The organism is Polynucleobacter sp. UB-Tiil-W10, assembly GCF_018881605.1.
Taxonomy (GTDB): Bacteria; Pseudomonadota; Gammaproteobacteria; order Burkholderiales; family Burkholderiaceae; genus Polynucleobacter.
The window spans coordinates 1,493,212-1,510,805 of record NZ_JACVPZ010000001.1 but is presented as its reverse complement, the minus strand read 5'-3'; the positions used below and the strand labels follow the sequence as shown (position 1 = coordinate 1,510,805).

The following is a 17,594-nucleotide window of genomic DNA, read 5'->3' as shown; positions in this document are numbered from 1 at the left end:
ATTGACGCAGCGCATGAATTTATATTCTGTAGATAATAGAAAATCGTAACTCAACTCACCATTAAAAATACAACATGAGACATCCCATTATTAAGGGCCTAGGCCTACTCCTTTGCAGTAGCTTAATCAGTGCTCCACTAGTTGCGCAAACGAATCCCTCTGCAATCAAAAGCTATCCCGACAAACCCATTAAGCTGGTAATTCCCTATCCGCCCGGTGGAGCAACCGACGTCATCGGACGCATCATGGCGCAAGAATTGTCCAAGTCGCTAAACCAGCAAGTGATTCCTGACAATCGTGCAGGTGATAGTGGGAATATCGGTGCCGATATGGTTGCCAAGTCACCAGCTGATGGCTATACCCTATTGATGGGAGCCCTTACGTCACACTCTATCAATGCCAATCTAGATAAAGACAAGATCAAATACAACCTAGAAAAGGATTTCACACCTGTTGATGTAGTGGGAGTTGTCCCGCTTGTGTTTGTAGTAAACCCTTCAGTTCCCGTAAAGAACATGAAAGAGTTCATCGCTTATGCAAAAGCTAACCCAGGCAAGCTTACCTTCGCCTCATCTGGTGCTGGGGCCCCACAACGCCTTGTGATGGAAATGTTTCGCTATCAACTTGGCTTAGATTTATTGCATGTACCCTATAAAGGTAGCGGACCAGCGATGACTGATTTAGTGGGTGGACAGGTATTGACCATGTCTGAGACCGTTCCCGCAGCTTTGCAATTTATTCAGTCTGGGCAGTTAAGAGCTCTTGCGGTAACAACTGCTAAACGAATTAGCCAACTACCAGACGTGCCAACAGTCACTGAGGCTACTGGCTTGCCGAACTTTGACGTAGTCAGTATGTTTGGTATTTTGGCTCCAGTAGGGACGCCTAAACCAATCATTGATAAGCTCAGCGGGGATATCAAAATCATCTTGCAACGACCTGAGGTTCAAGAGCGGATGTTGGCGGCTGGCGTATATGTGAACTTCCTGTCTCCAGCAGACTCCAGCAAACGCATTACACGGGAAATGAATATGTGGAGCAAGGTGATTAAAGATGCCAATATCAAGCCCGATTAAAGCTGCCGGCGTTTAATTCAATGGAATAGAAAAAATCGCCTTGAGCGTTAATGAATCCGTGCTGTTAGAAAAACCTTTACCTACTCCAGCCTGAAAAGAAAGTGGTTTGCCATCGTAGTACATCATTAAGAAACCCATTTGCTGGGTATTTTGATAATTGATTGGCTGATTGATTTGATTCAGATTGGAGTAGTACTCAACTCCAAGAGCCAACTCTGGGGTCACTTCTCTTGATAGGCGCGTAGCCGTAGAAAAATAGGGTGCTTGATGGACATAGGGTTGTGAAAGCGGCATATCTATAATTGGATTGAAAGAGAAAAGCCACTCATCAAAATGCTTGCCGATAATGAAACGCATTTCACTGTTATATCTGGACTCATCAAACTGGGGTTGTACGTTAGCTAACTCTAGATTTGCACCTGCGAAAAAAGAGTCGCCCTTATCTTCACGCATTGGTAACCACTTCATGCGGAGCTTAGTAGCAGCATATTGAAACTTGTTGTCGTAGTTCACATAAGAGATATACAAACCAGCCTCGAGGTCATGACCAAGGCCATAAGCAAACTCTGGTGTTACCCGCACACCGTTGTTACTCATTACCTCCCCAGGATAAGAAGGGCTTTGAATGCCTCGGGGCGTGCTGTTTAAATGCACCTCTAGACTTGCCTCACCCTTAGCATTAATTTCGTCGTCATACACCTGAATTTCATCTTGCAACACCGCCATACTAATGGAGGGCGAAAGTAAGATTAAAGCTAACAGCAAGCCCTGGATAAGTACTTTGATTGGAGGACGAGCTTGCATCTGCATGATGCGTCAGTTTAACAATGATTAGGGTTTTTTGACGCGCTCACTCCAAAGTTGCCATGGGCGACCAATGGTTTTCTCGATCGTCTCTTGCGCAGTAATAGCCTCGCCAGGGCTAAGGTACTGTACCTGCCCCATCTTCATTGCCTCAGCCTGAATACTGGCATTCTGAATCGCGTAGATAGTCCTGAACACAGCTTTCTTAATCGAATCTGCACCTGCAGCGTATCCATGACCGCGCATCAAAACAAAATACTGTAAGCCCATGGTCTTAGATAAGGCATCGCCTAACTCGACATTACTAACAAACATGTCTGTATCTGGATTAGGCTTGGCAAAATTACGAATCTCGAAAACAGGTGCGCCCTCACCTAAGAAAGCGCTCATGTGATAAACCGGCTTAAGACTAACCCCCGTTAAGCCATAAGGAAGGACTGGAGAAGCATGGCCATGAATTACTGAATTAATATCCGGACGATTTTTAAAAACACCACTATGAATGTAACGCTCACCATAAGCTACTCGAGTATCACCATTTAAAGCTTTACCGTTCATATCAAATTCCATGATGTCTTCAACTTTGACTACGGAAGGTGCAACACTTCTCGCCAGAAAGAATGTATTGGGATTGGCTGGATTACGGACACTAATATGGCCATACCCATCTACTGCATTCTGGTCGTACAAAATATGATTTGCTAGAACAAGCTCTTCAACTGCCGTCTTGACCGCTGGATTTTGATCCATCTGCTCCTGAACGGTAGCGGCGTCAGCCTGAGCAATAAAGATAATCAGAAACGCAAGAAGTAATCGATTTTGCATTATTCCACCTTGCCGATCTTTTTGACAACTTCACCCATCTGAGCAGATTCTTTATCCCAATAGGTTTTAAATTCAGGCGCATCCATATATTGAATTGGACTTCCAGCGCCATTAATTACGGTGCGAACACGCTCATCATTTGCGGCTTGTTTTGCAGCTTCACGTAATTTGTTTGTTATGTAGTCAGGGGTTGCACTAGGCACAAATAAACCAGCCCATTGAAAAAACTCTATCTTCACCCCCATCTCTTTAAAGCTCGGTACATCGGGCATACTGGCCAGCCTGCCATCACCCCAATGAGCCAAAGCACGAACCTTGCCCGCCTTAATTTGCTGAACGATAGAAGAAGGCCCTGTAGCAATTGCATCTACCTGACCTCCAAGTAAGCCCACAATTGCCGGTCCCGCACCTGTGTAAGGAATATGCACCATATAAAACTTCTCGGAAGATTTGAGCATCTCCATTGGCACGTGCATTGTTCCGTAGTTACCTGACGAACCGAAGTTGTATTTGCCTGGATTGGCGCGCATTGCCGCCACAAAAGATTTGTAGTCCTTCCAAGGACTATCTGCTCTCACCACCAAAACTGTTGGGTCTGCTGTAAAACGAGCGATGGGCTTCAGCTGGTTAAGCTGAAATGATTGCTCTCTACCAACGATCTTATCCGCCTCAGGAATAATCGATATAGAAGATAGGGCCATCAAAATAGTGTAGCCATCAGGCTTGGCTTTAGCCACTGCAGCCATACCAATACCACCGCCAGCCCCAGCTTTATTTTCCACTATCACTGGTTGACCCAAACCACGAGAAAGAGCCTCCGCCACCGGTCTTCCTACAGTATCTGCAACCCCGCCTGGCGGAAATGGGACAACCATGGTGATGGGTTTCGTGGGCCAAGCATCTTGGGCTTGCACAAATGCACTTTGACAGAGCAAATTGACCCATAACAAGGCTGCGATTGGAATGGCTAGATATTTTTGCCTCATTTTTTGTCTCTAGTACGTAATTTAGTTATTATTTATGTTCTTTATCCTACTACAAGATTCATCACAATAAATAGGGGTTAGCGTAGACAAAACCCTGCCGGAGATAGCAATCATGAAATATGCAGCATTTGTTTTAGCCAAAGAGCCCACCAAAACTCGCGTGGGAATTGTTTCTGCCGACGGCAATACAGTTCAAGAACTCGATTTAGGTATTGATGTTAGCGAGGATGGGATCGTGGCTATCCTCAAATCCGATCTAGCCGAGAAATTACCAAAACCCATTTCTACCCATACGTTTAGTGATATTCGCCTTCTTGCCCCTGTTCCAAGACCACGCCGCAATATTTTCTGCGTCGGAAAAAACTACCATGAACATGCTAAAGAATTTTCCAACAGTGGATTTGATGGCAGCGCTAAACCTGGCGAAGATATTCCAAGCCATGCAATCTTTTTCACAAAGCCACCTGAGTCTGTAACTGGCCCCAATACCAACGTCATCATTCCAACTGCAGTATCAACTTGCATTGATTACGAAGCCGAGCTCACTATTGTGATTGGCAAAGGTGGCAAGGGGATTACTGAAGCAGATGCCATGAAGCATGTGTGGGGTTACACAGCAATCAATGACGTGACTGCACGTGATTGGCAGCAAAGGCACAAGCAATGGTTTTTAGGTAAAAGTTTTGATACCTTCTGCCCAATGGGTCCATGGGTTGTTACAGCAGACGAAGTTGATGCGGAAGACATCTCTGTTAAGTGCTGGGTCAATGGTGAGTTACGTCAGAACTCGAATACCAAAGATCTGATCTTTGACATCCCCAATATGATTGCAACCGTCTCTGCAGGCATTACGCTTTACCCTGGCGATCTGATTGCTACAGGCACACCAGTAGGCGTTGGTATTGGCTTTAAACCCCCCAAGTATTTAGTTAACGGCGATGTTGTTGTTGTTGAGATGGGTGGCATTGGAAAGCTAGAGAATACTTTTATTGCCGAATAAGTTGCATTAAGCTCTTAGGTTGATTAGCTATTCAAGTCTAAGTAAAGCCACCCTAGGGTGGCTTTCTTTTTGCAGGCAATCTTATGAAGATTAAGCCAAAGTGAACTTCAGTTCTCCGAGCTTTTCTACTGAACTTACAATCTTATCGCCCTTCTTCAACCAGACCTGCTTGTCTTTTGGCATGCCAGCAATCACGCCTTGAGGTGTGCCAGTGAAAACAATATCTCCTGGCTCCAGAGTCCAGTAGGTGCTGATATAAGACAACATTTTTTGAGTGTTGTGAATAAAGTCTGAGGTATTTGAGTTCTGACGTAACTCGCCATTAACCCATGTCTTCACCTGAAGCTTATTCGGGTCACCCACCAAGTCAGAGGTAACAAAGTAAGGCCCAATTGGCGCGTATTGGTCTAATGTCTTTCCAATCATCCATTGCCCACTCGGTAACTCCAATTGCAAATCACGTGATGAGAAATCATTTGAGGTGCAATAACCCGCCACATAATCCAAAGCAGCTGATTCAGGAACGTTACGCATCTGCTTGCCAACAACAATTAACAACTCAGTCTCATAATCTAGCTTATAAGAAACTGATGGTGGTGGAATTTGTAATAAACAATTATGGGACGTAAGACTATTGTTGTACTTATTGAATAGCGGCGGTACTCGTGGGTGAGCCATACCAACCTCATCCGCATGCGCACGGTAATTTAAGCCAACGCAAACAATCTTTCCAGGGTTTTTAAATAGGCGCCCGAAAGTAATGTCGGATTCCTTTAAGTAAGGCACGCCAGATTTATCGGCGCTTGCTACTACCTTATTAAATCCAGCAGCATTACCTTCTTGCAATAATTGATCCAAAGTAGTCGGTGCTGCAATCTTCATTTTCTTAGCTACAGCACGAATATCGATAACCCCTTTTGGGGTAACTACACCCAAGGTTTCTGTTCCATCCGCATTTTGGATCGAGAGAATTTTGCTATTTCTTACCATTTCACGAGGACCAGAGTAGATCCCCCCTCCCCAGGTCGAAGTTGGATGAGCTGAAGCCTCCTGCATGACACCCATGGTAGAGGCTGCCACTAAACCAGCTCCCGCAGCAGAAGCAGTCTTCATAAATTGACGTCTAGAACTCATTAATATCTCCTTTTGTTGTTATCTATTTTTTAAATACAAAAGGAATACTACCGCACCCTTTTATGCGGTGCCGCAGCAAATATAGACATCTGGAGATTTAACCTAGACCCAGATACATAGCTAGGTGATAGGTGATAAAGGACGCCATATAGGCCAAACCAAATAAGTAACTCAGCATAATGATTGGAATCTTCCAGCCGCCAGTTTCACGCTTCACTGCTGCAATGGTGGATAAACACTGAGGAGCAAATACAAACCAGGCCAATAGAGATAAAGCTGTGGCTAAGGACCAGCCACTGGAGATCAAGGGAATTAGTGCATCAGCCGCGTCAACACTCGATCCAGATAGCGCATATACCGTTGCTAATGAACTAACCACAACCTCACGAGCTGCCATGCCCGGCACTAGAGCAATACTGATTTGCCAGTTAAATCCAATGGGTGAGAACACATGGGCCAAGGCCTGTCCAATCATTCCCGCAAAGCTATATTGAATCGGCGATCCTGTTGCACCCTCAGGCGGGAACGGAAAGCTAGACAACACCCACAATGCAATAGTCATTAGCAAAATAATTCCGCCAACACGACGTAAAAATATTTCTGCGCGCTGCCATAAGCTAATAGCTAAATTGCCGATGCGTGGCAAGTGATAACTAGGAAGCTCCATCATGAGCGCATTCATCCTAAATTGCTCACTCGTAAAGCGTTTCAGAATCCAGGCCACTGCCATGGCCCCCAAAATCCCTGCAAGATAAAGCAGGAACAAGACAAGGCCTTGCAAATCAATCCCAACCCAAAGTTTTTGCTCTGGAATGAAGGCAGATATCAATAAGGCATAAACCGGGAGCCGCGCAGAACACGTCATCATGGGTGCAATGAGAATTGTCACCATGCGATCGCGAGCGTTCGTAATACTTCTCGTGGCCATTATTCCAGGAATGGCACAGGCAAAGCTAGATAACAGAGGAATGAAAGATCTACCAGAAAGGCCTACCGATCCCATTACCCTGTCTAGCAAGTAAGCAGCTCTAGGCAGGTAACCAGATTCTTCAAGCAACAAAATAAAGAAGAACAGAATCAAAATTTGCGGCAAGAAAATCACTACACCACCTAAGCCCGCCAAAATTCCGTTGATTAATAAGCTGCGCAACCAACCATTAGGCACAAACTCAACGAGTTGACCGCCAAGGTACTCCACGGCGCCCTTGATTAAGTCCATTGGTACTGTTGCCCAGCTAAAGACTGCCTGAAAAATGCAAAAGAGTAGGCCAACCAAAATAATGGGGCCAAAGACGGGATGCAACAACACGGCATCCAAACGATCGCTTAATTGGTCGGGGATAATTTGATCAAGCTTGAGGTTTTGCAGAATTCTTTGGACTTGAATGTTATCGGTTTCTGTATGGGCAATATGAGAGGCAACATTTTCAAGAGTGGCATCACTTGTACCTGTTCGCAAGCCATTCAAATTACGCCAATCCAGATTCGATAAAAACTGCTTGATCTCATCAGCACCATCAGATTGAATTCCAATGCTGGTTAGAACTGGTAATCCGAGTTCATTTGATAAGGCAACTGTATCGATCTGCAAGCCCTGACGCTTGGCAATATCTAACATGTTCAGCACCACTACGCAGGGCAAACCTAGCCGCTTGGCTGCCAATACTAAGCGCAGATTTCGACGCAAATTCATTGCACTCAAAACGCAGATCACTAAATCGGGACGCTTTTCACCCTCAGCCCTACCGAGCAATACATTGCAAGTTACTTTCTCATCGAGCGATCTGGGATAAAGGCTGTACGCACCCGGTAAATCGAGAACACGAATATTTTTACCCGACTCAAGGGTTAGACGCCCTTCTTTGCGCTCAACAGTGACACCCGAATAGTTGGCAACCTTCTGTCGACTGCCAGTGAGTAAATTGAATAAAGCTGTTTTACCGCAATTGGGATTACCCAATAACGCAACGAGTGGCTCACTCGAGTAAAAATGAACTTTAGCTTCAGACATGCGGGACAGTTTCAACTGTAATCATGCGCGCTTCGGCTTGACGCAATGCAAAAGTGGAGGCTCCGACGCGAACCATATATGGACCCTTACCAAGCAAACCTTTGCGAAGAACGGTCACCTGTTCGCCCGGTAAAAACCCAATATCTTCCAGTTGCCCTTTAATTTGAGGGGCACCTTTAGGCGCGTTAACCGCGCTCACTCGGCAAAGAACTTCCAAATCAACCTGGTCCAAATGCATGGAGGATTGTCACTTTTATCAATAAATAGGAACGATTCTCATTATATACCTTATACTTGAGAATGGTTCTCATTAACATATGCACACATTCATGAAAAATACTTATCTAAAACAATTACTTATCAGCATTTTCGTATTGTTGAGTTTGATAAATATCTCCTACGGGGCAAGCAGCGATATCCAGATTTCAATTAAAAACGGGCGATTTCTACCATCAGAAATTGATATCCCCGCCGATACCAAGGTAAAACTCACGATTGAAAACCTGGATGACACTCCAGAGGAATTTGAAAGCTACGACCTCAACAGGGAGGTATTAATTAAGGCCAACAGCAAAGCCTCTTTCTACATTGGACCTTTAAGTCCTGGTATTTATAAATTTGAAGGTGAATTTAGCCCAGAAACTGCTCAAGGTGTGGTCAGAGTTAAGTGATGAAGTATCAATATTTTCTATGGCGATTTTTATGGGCCGCCCTCCTTTGCACAAGCACTTTTGTACATGCTGGTGAATACTTAAGTGGGCCAGCAGATTACATCTACACCCCAAGAGTCGAAGAAGGCGAAAGGGAGATAGACACGAAGCTTGGAACCCAAACCCCAAGAAGCGTTGAGGACAATAGACAATCGGGCGCCTCTATTGGTTTTGGTTACGGCGTGAACTCCTGGTGGTTCACAGAGATTTATGGGAAAGTTACTTGGGATGGCACTAACTCCCAATTTGATGCGGTTGAATGGGAAAATAAATTTCAGCTAACGGAAACTGGAAAATATCCCGTCGATATTGGCTTCCTGCTTGAAGTAGAGCGTCCTCAAAATCGCAATGAAGGCTATGAAGCGAAATATGGTTTCTTATTTCAAAGCGAATGGAAAAAGTGGGTAGCCAACCTCAACGTCCTGATGCAAGGACATTACACGGGCACCGAAAATCAGGGCACTTATTTTGGCTATCAAGGTCAGGTTAAATATCGACTTCAGCCAGAGCTGGAGCTTGGAGCCCAGATTTATTCGTGGCTAGGACAGGTGAATAACTGGAACACCAATGAACAACAACAATCTAGTGCGGGGCCAGCCATTTTTGGAAAAACCAAACTGGGCCGTAAGGAGGCTTTGAAATATAACGTAGCCTATCTTTGGGGAACCACCACGGCATCACCGAAAAATACCATCAGGATGCAGATAGAGTACGAATTTTAAAGGAAAGGGTTCAATCTCTGCTATGTTCCTTTTAAATATAACCTTTTATCCATTCTGCTTAGCCTCTTATGTATTTACCAAAACATTTTTTAGTTGAAGACCAAACGGTATTAGCGCATCTGATTTCTGAATATCCATTAGCGACTATCGTTGCGAATCTGGATGGTCATTTTGAAATTAACCACCTGCCCCTCATGTTAAGCACAGACAAAACCAAGCTATATGGACATGTCGCCAGAATGAACCCACTCGTTAAAGTGGCGGGCAGCAGCAATCTATTGGTTACAGCCATCTTTAATGGGCCTAATGCATACATCACTCCCTCCTGGTATCCCTCCAAACAAAAAGGTGGAAAAGTGGTTCCTACTTGGAACTATGCTGCTGTTCATGCAGAAGGTAGCATCAAGTTAATCGATGATCCACAATGGATCAGAGCACACGTCTCACAAATGACCAATACTCACGAACCAACCTATCAATCAAGCTGGAAGTTAGACGACGCCCCGGAAGAATATGTGCAAATGATGCTCAAGGCTATTATTGGCATCGAGATTGATATCAAAAGCTTGACTGGTAAATTTAAACTAAGCCAGAACCGTCCCGAACAAGACTATGCGGCGGTTGTAGAGAAGCTAAGCAAATCTCCCAGAGAGGCCTTACAAGAAATGCTTCAATACATGAAAGTACCTGAGTAATTAGCGCTTAAGGAATGCTGTAACCGTATTTTTGCAAAATCAATTTGGCTTGAGGTCCCTGCATAAAGCGATATAAATCTACCGCCTCTTGAGGCGCACCCTTGATTAGTACCATGCGCTGCTGAATAGGCTCATACAGCTTTGGATCGACTAATAAGAAACTCGTTTGCTTGCTAATCTCAGGCGATTTGGCCAAAGAAGAAGCGGTAAAACCAAGATCAGCAGCGCCGCTTACTACGTATGTTGTAGCTGCCCCAATGTTGTCGGCATAAACCAGCTTGTCTTTAGCGAGATTCCAGAGCCCCTCTGTTTTTAAATACTGCACTGCTGCTCTTCCATAGGGAGCCAGCTCAGGTTTTGCAATGGCCACTTTATTGGCCCTTGCAATGGCTTGGGCCATTTCTGTTTTGCCACCTAACAAATTAATGCCAGAAGATGTTTTAGCAATGATGGCTAGCTTACCAATGGCGTAGACAGAGCCCTCGTCCACCGTCTTGCCATTTTTATACAACTCAAGCGGAAAATGCTCATCAGCAGCAATAAACAAATTAAATGGCGCCCCATTCATTATTTGCGTGGTGAAATTACCTGAAGAGCCATAAACCACCCTCATTTCTGGTCGACCTGTAGATTTAAATACAGTAGCTATCTCCGCAAAGGCATCCTTCATATTGGCAGCTACGGCAATAGTCGCGACTTGTGCAAATACGCTACCAGTAAACAAGAAGCATGTTGCTAATAAAGTAAGGATCCGCATGGTCATATGAAATTCATTCTAGCGGATACATACAACTTTGACGATTCAAATGGAAGCTACAGCCAATCCTGTATTTGCCTATTGAGGCTAACTGCTTTATATCCCGGGGTCTCTCCAGAGGCGCTCCGTATCTTACGGATCAACTTTGAAGACTCTGATTGGGTAGCCATTTCTTTATTCATAGCAATGAAGAAAATTTCATCTTTGAGTGGCACAAATCCCAAGCCATTTTCTAAGGCGATATTCTTTACGCCCAAACCGACGTCTGCCTTACCGGCCAAAATAGCATTAGCAACAGCAGAGTGAGTAAATTCCTCAGCCACATATCCATTAATCTCTGAGGGATCAATGCCCTCCTCTATGAGCAAGGTATCTAATAAGAGTCGAGTTCCTGAGCCAATCTGTCGATTAATAAAACGCACTTTTTTTCCAACCAGATCTTCTATGGAGCGAATATGCAGAGGATTGCCCTTCTTAACAATTAATCCCTGAGTTCGCTTCATGACTGGGTATATCTGAATGTCATTTTTTGATAGGCGTTGGTAAATTGCTTTTGAACTCTTTTGATCCGAGACATGATATCCGGCGATATGCGCCTCGTTATTCAACAATCTCTCCAAAGACTCTCCCGAGCCAGCAATTTTTAGATCTATCCCCGCCACTTCTCCAGCCGCTTTTTGAATCACTGAATCACTGCTAGAGAAAAATTTCCAACGAAGACTTTCTGACTTTTGTATTTTCTTAATTTCCTTGAGCAGAATGTCATGGTATTGAGCATCATGCTTTAGATATCCTGCCTGCATATCCTCAATAAACTGAATCAAAAAGATGCCAAATTCAGTAAGTTCAGACCCATGACCCTTGGTTCGAATCATCAAGGGCATACCTAAGGCATCTTCGACCTGATTAACCTTGCCCCAGGCACCCCTATAGGAAGTGCCCGATTTTTTGCTGGCAACCACCAAAGAACTTCCTTGGCCAATATCCTTGAGCAATTGAGAAAGCCAGATCAGGTCAACGGAGCTGTTTCCATCTGCCTGGGTTTTAACAATAAGGGTTGGGCGCACTTCAATTCGCATATGTAATCTTTTGCATATTCAATAAGTATTAATGTATGCGATCATAGACTTTTAATCAACCAATTAGAGTGCAGCAATGAAAAAAATGATTCGCAGACTATTCCTCACCGCCCTAGCCACCCTTTCAATCACCTCCCTTCAGGTGTATGCGCAAGAGAAAAGTATTGTGGTTTCATCCACTACCTCTACTGAGCAATCCGGTCTCTTCAATTACATGCTCCCTATTTTTAAGATGAAGACTGGCATTGAAGTCAAAGTAGTTGCTGTAGGTACCGGACAAGCATTGGACATCGGTCGCCGCGGAGATGCGGATGTCGTGTTTGTTCATGACAAACCTGCCGAAGAAAAGTTTGTTGAAGAAGGTTTTTCAGCGAAGCGCTACGAAGTGATGTACAACGACTTTGTCCTGATTGGGCCTAAATCTGATCCAGCAAAAATCAGTGGTGGCAAAGATATTCAGCTTGCACTTCAGAAAATTTCTGCAGCACAAGCACCATTTGTTTCCCGCGCAGATAAAAGCGGTACGCATGCAGCAGAGCTACGCTATTGGAAAGGCGCTGGGATTAGCCCTTCTTCTAGCCAATCCTGGTACAAAGAAACTGGCTCAGGTATGGGGCCCGCTCTAAATACCGCCTCAGCAATGAATGGTTATATCTTGGCCGACCGTGGAACTTGGCTGAGCTTTAAGAATCGTGGTGACCTCGTGATCTTGGTGCAAGGTGATCCGAAGTTATTTAATCAGTATGGTGTGATGTTAGTTAATCCAGCTAAGTTCCCTCATGTGAAAAAAGCACAAGGTCAAGAATTTATTGATTGGCTCATTTCCAAGAATGGTCAAGATGTGATTGCCAGTTACAAGATTGATGGCGAACAACTCTTCTTCCCGAATGCTAAGAAGTAATCGAAATGAAAAATCAGAAATTCCTAATCACCCTCAAGACTCTCATTGCTAGTGTTGCTCTTGGCATGGGAGTGCAAATTACCATGGCACAATCCAATCCAGTAAAACCAGAAGCAATTTACGGTCAAGGAAGTCAAAGCTTTACATTGGCTACAGGCAGTCCAGGTGAATTAGGGCTTCTGCAAGCCCTTGGTGAAGCGTTTGATAAAAAAGAAGGTGCTCGCTTAATCTGGATCAAAGCGGGCAGCGGCGCTTCTCTAAATTTACTCAAAACCGGGCAGGTGGATATGATCATGGTGCATGCTCCGGATGCGGTCAATAAGGCCATTGCTGAGGGATGGGCAACCAGCCGCACACTGATTGGTTCTAACGAGTTTTACATTGTTGGACCTAAAAGCGACCCGGCGAATATTAAAACAGCAAGCAGCGGCGCAGACGCTTACTCCAAGATAGCAAAAGCAAAAGCCAACTTCATTTCTAGAGGGGATAAGTCTGGCACGCACCAGAAGGAAATGGATATCTGGAAAAAGACGGATATCACTCCAGAAGGCAGTTGGTATATCGTTACCAACGACTTCATGACGGCATCCCTTAAAAAAGCCAACACCGATAACGCCTACTTCATGACTGATAGCAGCACCTGGGTTGCTGAAAAGGATGTTGCACCCAATCTGGTGATTTTGTACCGCGGGGATAAGTTCTTGGTAAATACCTATGACGCTCTAGCGGCACCTGTTGGCAGCACCCCAAATCGCGATATAGCCGTGAAATTCATTCAATTTGTCGCTTCAAATGAGGGTCAGACAATTATTCGCAATTATGGAAAGTCCAAATATCAAGAGCCTCTTTACAATGATGCTGCATATGCCAAGCAATACGTTCATTAGGAGAAATCATGGAACTCAAAGTTAAACTCAGCGCACGTAACACCCTTAACGGAAAAGTAGTGGAACTCAAAATGGGTCAGACCACTTCTCATGTAAAGCTTGATATCGGAGGGGGTCATATTGTGACTGCGTCTATCACTAATGAAGCGGTTGATGAACTCAACCTCAAGGTTGGAGATCAGGCTTGGGCAGTTATCAAAGCTTCTGATGTCATGATTGCCAAGAGTGCATAAATTATCGCCCCATCTATTTGGAGTGGTCTAGACATAAAAAAGCCCGCATCTGCGGGCTTTTTTATTACTGGTGTACTACCCAGTCTTTTCAATAATTCTTCAGACTTATTTCTTCGGTGTTACGAAACCAATAGCTGTGTCGTCAACGAACTCAACCATTACGTCATCACCAGCTTTGAATTTCTCAAGACCAAGAACAGATGGATCCACTTTAACTTTTTGCTTCTCGCCGCTTGGCAGTGTGAAAGTAACGATACGTGTCTTTTGATCAATCGTTGAAATCTTTACAGTTGCGTAAACAGTTTCTGTAGTTTCTTCAAATGGCTTAGCAGAACCTTTGCCCGCTACTACTACAGAGCGCACACCAGAAACGCCTGGCTTCTGATCTTTGCCAACCGCTGTCAATCCAACAGCAATCGCTTGAGCATGCTCAACCAAGAACACATCGCCTTTTTTAACTTTATCTAAATCATTGATAGATTTAGAAACGTTCATTTGCGCCAAATTACCGTTTGCATCTTTCAAAACAACGATACGTTTTTTAACATCCACAGAGTCAACAGTTGCGCTAAGAACAACAACTTCAGCAGCTAAAGGCAACATTTTTGCGGGTGCTTGTGCAAAAACAGAAGCTGCACAGGTAATGCCAACTGCAGCAAACAAACCAGCTAATAAAGATTTCTTCAAAATAACTCCTAATTGAGTAAAAGGTTTCAGATGGGCTCAATATGGAGCCACAATTCATTGTAACCACGGAAAGGGGCGCTTTTTGTCCGGCATAGAACTATATAAAATCCTTCTTCCTTGGTAAATTGAGCCATTAATAACAATTTGAGACTCCATCTATCTTGGAAATACTGATAAAACCGTGGACAGAGGCTGAGGTAGGCGCCTTTTTGGTGCGCCAGGAGGTATTCATTGGAGAGCAAGGGGTTCCAGCCGAGCTCGAATTAGACGAATTTGATCCTTTGGCCGCTCATGCTCTAGCCCTGCAAGATGGACGCTGCATTGGCACGGGAAGACTGGTGGATTTGGGTAAAGGACAAGCTCAAATTGGACGTATGGCCGTTTTAGCCCAATATAGACATCAGGGGCTGGGCAAGCAAATCCTAAAAAAGCTGATTGATCTCGCTCAATCACAAAAAACGGATTCCATCGTCCTGCACTCTCAAGTGACTGCCATCCCTTTCTATGAAAAACACGGCTTTCAGGTACAGGGTTCTACCTACGATGAAGCAGGCATTCCCCATCGTAATATGATTCTTTTATTACCAAGTTTGATTTAACCAGCAATGACTACTACCTCTACCCCAAACTCCCCTGTCTGTACTTACACCCATCGCGTTTGTTATTCCGACACGGATGCCGCTGGCTTTGTTTATCACGGACGCTATCTGGAAATATTTGAACGTAGTCGTGCAGAGTGGCTTGCCCAACGTGGCCTTAGCCCTACCAAGCTCATCAACGAAATGAATATCGTCATGCCCGTGCGTGAACTTACGATGAACTTTTATAAGCCAGGTCGCCTTGATGACATTCTCTATATTGACCAAGTGATTGAGCATCGTGGACGCACTCAAGTAACGGTTAAACAAACTGCACAGAGAAAGCTTCCCGATGGCGATGAATTGCAAGTTATTGCTAGCGCTGTATTGCATATCGTCTGTGTGGATACCAATACCCTTAAACCAAAGGCTTGGCCTGATGGATTATTTCTTGCCGAGTGATGCTCGCAATGGAGCCCAATATGTCTGATGGAAAATTACTGACCTTTGTAAAAGAACTGAGCGTTCTGCTTGAGAAGCAGCCTAGTGAAGAGATTATTTTTACTGATGGAAAAAAGATACTGGAGAAACTGATTGCACAAGATGATTGGTTGCCAGAAGAATTTACTAAACCGCACCCACAGTACTATCAGCAATACCTCCTCTATGCCGATCCATTAGATCGATTTTCTGTTGTGAGTTTTGTGTGGGGACCAGGTCAAAAGACACCCGTTCACAATCACACAGTTTGGGGAATGATTGGCCAATTGCGCGGCGAAGAAACAGGCACACCCTACTATCGCCAAGCAAATGGCAGCTTCAAGGCGGGAGAGGCCTGCATTAGTTCGCCTGGGCACGTTGATACCGTGTCACCGGATACTCATGACATTCATATAGTGGAGAACAGTCTGAGCGATAAGACTTCAATCAGCATTCATGTGTATGGAGGCAATATCGGACGCATTCATCGTTCAGTGTTTGACCCTGCAACTGGCTCTGAGAAATCATTCGTCTCTGGATATGCTAATACTGTCGTACCAAACCTATGGAATCCTGCGTAATTCACTAATTCGCTGGATTTTGATGGCGATGACTTAAAATAGAGCTTCTTACTGCAAACGCTCTAGCGTGGCAGCTCACCCCATTGGCCGGGATAGTCGTTTAATTGAATACGGGCCAATACTTTATTGGTCCCTATGTTATTTACAGATCTTGGTTTATCAGAACCTATTCTTCGCGCTATTGCAGAAGAAGGCTACACCAGCCCCACCCCGATTCAAGCTAAATCCATTCCGGCAGTTCTCAAAGGCGGCGATCTTTTAGCGGCAGCACAAACTGGCACAGGCAAAACTGCTGGGTTTACTCTGCCGATTCTGCAACGTTTAACATCAACCAAACCAAGCTCAGGAAAACGTCTTTTACGTGTCTTAATTCTGACGCCTACTCGTGAATTAGCAGCTCAAGTCCAAGAGTCTGTTGTGACCTATGGCAAATACACCGGCCTTAAGTCCACCGTCATCTTTGGTGGTGTTGGTGCTAATCCACAAATTAAAGCCATTGCTAGTGGTCTAGATATTTTGGTTGCTACACCTGGACGTTTATTGGATTTGATGTCACAAAATTGTGTGTCATTAAATGATATTGAAATATTAGTTCTCGATGAAGCAGATCGCATGCTCGATATGGGCTTTCTGCGCGATATTAAGAAAATCTTGGCCGCTCTTCCAAAGAAGCGTCAGAACCTTCTCTTCTCAGCAACCTTCTCTACTGAGATCAAGGCATTGGCTGATGGCTTATTAAATGCGCCTGAGCTAATTGAAGTGGCACGTAGCAATAGCGCTAACGAAGCGATTGCCCAATTGATTCACCCAGTGGATAGAACAAAGAAGCATCCGCTCTTAGCCCATCTCATTCAGAGCAATGACTGGAAGCAAGTGTTGGTCTTCACGCGCACTAAGCATGGTGCGAACAAATTAGTAACTCAATTAGAAAAAGATGGCATCACTAGTATGGCCATCCATGGTAATAAAAGCCAATCCGCACGTACCAAAGCTTTGGCTGACTTTAAGGCGGGTAAATTAACCGCCTTAGTTGCTACTGATATTGCTGCGCGTGGTATCGATATTGATCAGCTACCTCATGTGGTGAACTATGACCTGCCGAATGTCTCCGAAGACTATGTCCATCGCATTGGACGCACAGGTCGTGCAGGCTCAAATGGCGTAGCGGTATCTTTGGTCTGCGTTGACGAGCATCAAATGCTCAGGGATATTGAGAAGCTCATCAAACAAAAACTGCCGCAAGAAGTCATTGCCGGCTTTGAACCAGATCCTAATGCGGTGGCTCAACCGATTCAGTTGCGGAGTCAACAGCATCAGCAATCCAGAAAGCCAAGACCCGCAGGATCAGGTGGAGTTCCGGCTAAAAAGGCTCCTGCCAAGCGTAGTAGCCCGCCTAAAAGAAGCTTTAATCGCTAGGCCATTCGCTAAAATAGAGACATCCCTCATTT

Annotated in this window: 21 protein-coding genes; 12 read left to right on the top strand and 9 right to left on the bottom strand. The window is 44.6% G+C overall.

The window, feature by feature from the left end:
* Positions 1-74: 74 nt before the first annotated feature.
* Positions 75-1,076 (top strand): tripartite tricarboxylate transporter substrate binding protein, encoded by a 1,002-nt coding sequence (locus ICN33_RS07795; RefSeq protein WP_216195980.1) that lies wholly within the window; start codon positions 75-77, stop codon positions 1,074-1,076.
* Positions 1,077-1,088: 12 nt separating this feature from the next.
* Here the strand turns inward: ICN33_RS07795 and ICN33_RS07790 are convergent, their stop codons facing one another.
* The 3 genes from ICN33_RS07790 to ICN33_RS07780 are packed head-to-tail and all read right to left on the bottom strand — an operon-like array spanning position 1,089 to position 3,691.
* Positions 1,089-1,886, bottom strand: coding sequence for a hypothetical protein (locus ICN33_RS07790; RefSeq protein ID WP_216195978.1), 798 nt, complete (start codon positions 1,884-1,886; stop codon positions 1,089-1,091).
* 21 nt (positions 1,887-1,907) lie between these two features.
* Positions 1,908-2,705: a class II aldolase/adducin family protein gene (locus tag ICN33_RS07785; protein WP_216195976.1), complete on the bottom strand. Its 798-nt coding sequence runs from the start codon at positions 2,703-2,705 to the stop codon at positions 1,908-1,910.
* Complete coding sequence (locus ICN33_RS07780) at positions 2,705-3,691, bottom strand: tripartite tricarboxylate transporter substrate binding protein (RefSeq protein WP_216195974.1); 987 nt, start codon at positions 3,689-3,691, stop codon at positions 2,705-2,707. The genes ICN33_RS07785 and ICN33_RS07780 overlap by 1 nt, the downstream gene beginning before the upstream one ends.
* Before the next feature lie 112 nt (positions 3,692-3,803).
* Here ICN33_RS07780 and ICN33_RS07775 point away from each other — a divergent pair, with 112 nt between their 5' ends.
* Positions 3,804-4,691 (top strand): fumarylacetoacetate hydrolase family protein, encoded by an 888-nt coding sequence (locus tag ICN33_RS07775; protein ID WP_216195972.1) that lies wholly within the window; start codon positions 3,804-3,806, stop codon positions 4,689-4,691.
* Positions 4,692-4,781: 90 nt separating this feature from the next.
* Here the strand turns inward: ICN33_RS07775 and ICN33_RS07770 are convergent, their stop codons facing one another.
* The 3 genes from ICN33_RS07770 to ICN33_RS07760 all read right to left on the bottom strand — a co-directional run bounded on the left by ICN33_RS07770 (position 4,782) and on the right by ICN33_RS07760 (position 8,074).
* Positions 4,782-5,825 (bottom strand): fumarylacetoacetate hydrolase family protein, encoded by a 1,044-nt coding sequence (locus ICN33_RS07770; protein WP_216195970.1) that lies wholly within the window; start codon positions 5,823-5,825, stop codon positions 4,782-4,784.
* A gap of 97 nt (positions 5,826-5,922) precedes the next feature.
* The gene (locus tag ICN33_RS07765; protein ID WP_216195969.1) at positions 5,923-7,836 is read right to left on the bottom strand and encodes a ferrous iron transporter B; all 1,914 of its coding nucleotides are present in this window, start codon (positions 7,834-7,836) and stop codon (positions 5,923-5,925) included.
* A complete protein-coding gene (locus tag ICN33_RS07760) occupies positions 7,829-8,074 on the bottom strand; it encodes a FeoA family protein (protein ID WP_216195967.1) in 246 nt (81 codons plus the stop codon). Before ICN33_RS07760 ends, ICN33_RS07765 begins: the two co-directional genes overlap by 8 nt.
* A gap of 91 nt (positions 8,075-8,165) precedes the next feature.
* On the opposite strand from ICN33_RS07760, the gene ICN33_RS07755 reads away from it, so the two are divergent.
* From ICN33_RS07755 to ICN33_RS07745, 3 genes are all read left to right on the top strand, one after another.
* Complete coding sequence (locus ICN33_RS07755; protein ID WP_216195966.1) at positions 8,166-8,507, top strand: cupredoxin domain-containing protein; 342 nt, start codon at positions 8,166-8,168, stop codon at positions 8,505-8,507.
* Entirely contained in the window at positions 8,507-9,268 is a 762-nt protein-coding gene (locus tag ICN33_RS07750) for a hypothetical protein (protein ID WP_216195964.1), read from the top strand. The genes ICN33_RS07755 and ICN33_RS07750 overlap by 1 nt, the downstream gene beginning before the upstream one ends.
* A gap of 68 nt (positions 9,269-9,336) precedes the next feature.
* Positions 9,337-9,963, top strand: coding sequence for an FMN-binding negative transcriptional regulator (locus ICN33_RS07745; protein ID WP_216195962.1), 627 nt, complete (start codon positions 9,337-9,339; stop codon positions 9,961-9,963).
* A gap of 7 nt (positions 9,964-9,970) precedes the next feature.
* Here ICN33_RS07745 and modA read toward each other — a convergent pair whose 3' ends face one another.
* Both modA and ICN33_RS07735 read right to left on the bottom strand, forming a co-directional pair.
* A complete protein-coding gene (gene modA / locus ICN33_RS07740) occupies positions 9,971-10,726 on the bottom strand; it encodes a molybdate ABC transporter substrate-binding protein (protein ID WP_216195960.1) in 756 nt (251 codons plus the stop codon).
* 50 nt (positions 10,727-10,776) lie between these two features.
* Positions 10,777-11,799, bottom strand: coding sequence for a substrate-binding domain-containing protein (locus tag ICN33_RS07735; RefSeq protein WP_216195958.1), 1,023 nt, complete (start codon positions 11,797-11,799; stop codon positions 10,777-10,779).
* Positions 11,800-11,875: 76 nt separating this feature from the next.
* Between ICN33_RS07735 and ICN33_RS07730 the strand changes: the two genes are divergently transcribed.
* The 3 genes from ICN33_RS07730 to ICN33_RS07720 are packed head-to-tail and all read left to right on the top strand — an operon-like array spanning position 11,876 to position 13,820.
* The gene (locus ICN33_RS07730) at positions 11,876-12,700 is read left to right on the top strand and encodes a substrate-binding domain-containing protein (RefSeq protein WP_216195956.1); all 825 of its coding nucleotides are present in this window, start codon (positions 11,876-11,878) and stop codon (positions 12,698-12,700) included.
* Between the two features lie 5 nt (positions 12,701-12,705).
* Positions 12,706-13,587 (top strand): substrate-binding domain-containing protein, encoded by an 882-nt coding sequence (locus ICN33_RS07725; protein ID WP_216195954.1) that lies wholly within the window; start codon positions 12,706-12,708, stop codon positions 13,585-13,587.
* Positions 13,588-13,595: 8 nt separating this feature from the next.
* Positions 13,596-13,820 (top strand): molybdopterin-binding protein, encoded by a 225-nt coding sequence (locus ICN33_RS07720; RefSeq protein ID WP_215348965.1) that lies wholly within the window; start codon positions 13,596-13,598, stop codon positions 13,818-13,820.
* A 105-nt stretch (positions 13,821-13,925) separates the two neighbouring features.
* On the opposite strand, the gene ICN33_RS07715 is transcribed toward ICN33_RS07720, so the two are convergent.
* A complete protein-coding gene (locus ICN33_RS07715) occupies positions 13,926-14,507 on the bottom strand; it encodes a hypothetical protein (RefSeq protein WP_255530711.1) in 582 nt (193 codons plus the stop codon).
* 161 nt (positions 14,508-14,668) lie between these two features.
* Here ICN33_RS07715 and ICN33_RS07710 point away from each other — a divergent pair, with 161 nt between their 5' ends.
* The 4 genes from ICN33_RS07710 to ICN33_RS07695 all read left to right on the top strand — a co-directional run bounded on the left by ICN33_RS07710 (position 14,669) and on the right by ICN33_RS07695 (position 17,562).
* Positions 14,669-15,106, top strand: coding sequence for a GNAT family N-acetyltransferase (locus tag ICN33_RS07710; protein ID WP_216859653.1), 438 nt, complete (start codon positions 14,669-14,671; stop codon positions 15,104-15,106).
* A 6-nt stretch (positions 15,107-15,112) separates the two neighbouring features.
* Positions 15,113-15,547 (top strand): YbgC/FadM family acyl-CoA thioesterase, encoded by a 435-nt coding sequence (locus ICN33_RS07705; RefSeq protein WP_216195952.1) that lies wholly within the window; start codon positions 15,113-15,115, stop codon positions 15,545-15,547.
* A 20-nt stretch (positions 15,548-15,567) separates the two neighbouring features.
* On the top strand, positions 15,568-16,146 hold the full coding sequence (locus ICN33_RS07700) for a hypothetical protein (protein ID WP_216195950.1): 579 nt from the start codon (positions 15,568-15,570) through the stop codon (positions 16,144-16,146).
* Positions 16,147-16,281: 135 nt separating this feature from the next.
* Positions 16,282-17,562: a DEAD/DEAH box helicase gene (locus ICN33_RS07695; protein WP_216195948.1), complete on the top strand. Its 1,281-nt coding sequence runs from the start codon at positions 16,282-16,284 to the stop codon at positions 17,560-17,562.
* Positions 17,563-17,594 lie beyond the last annotated feature (32 nt).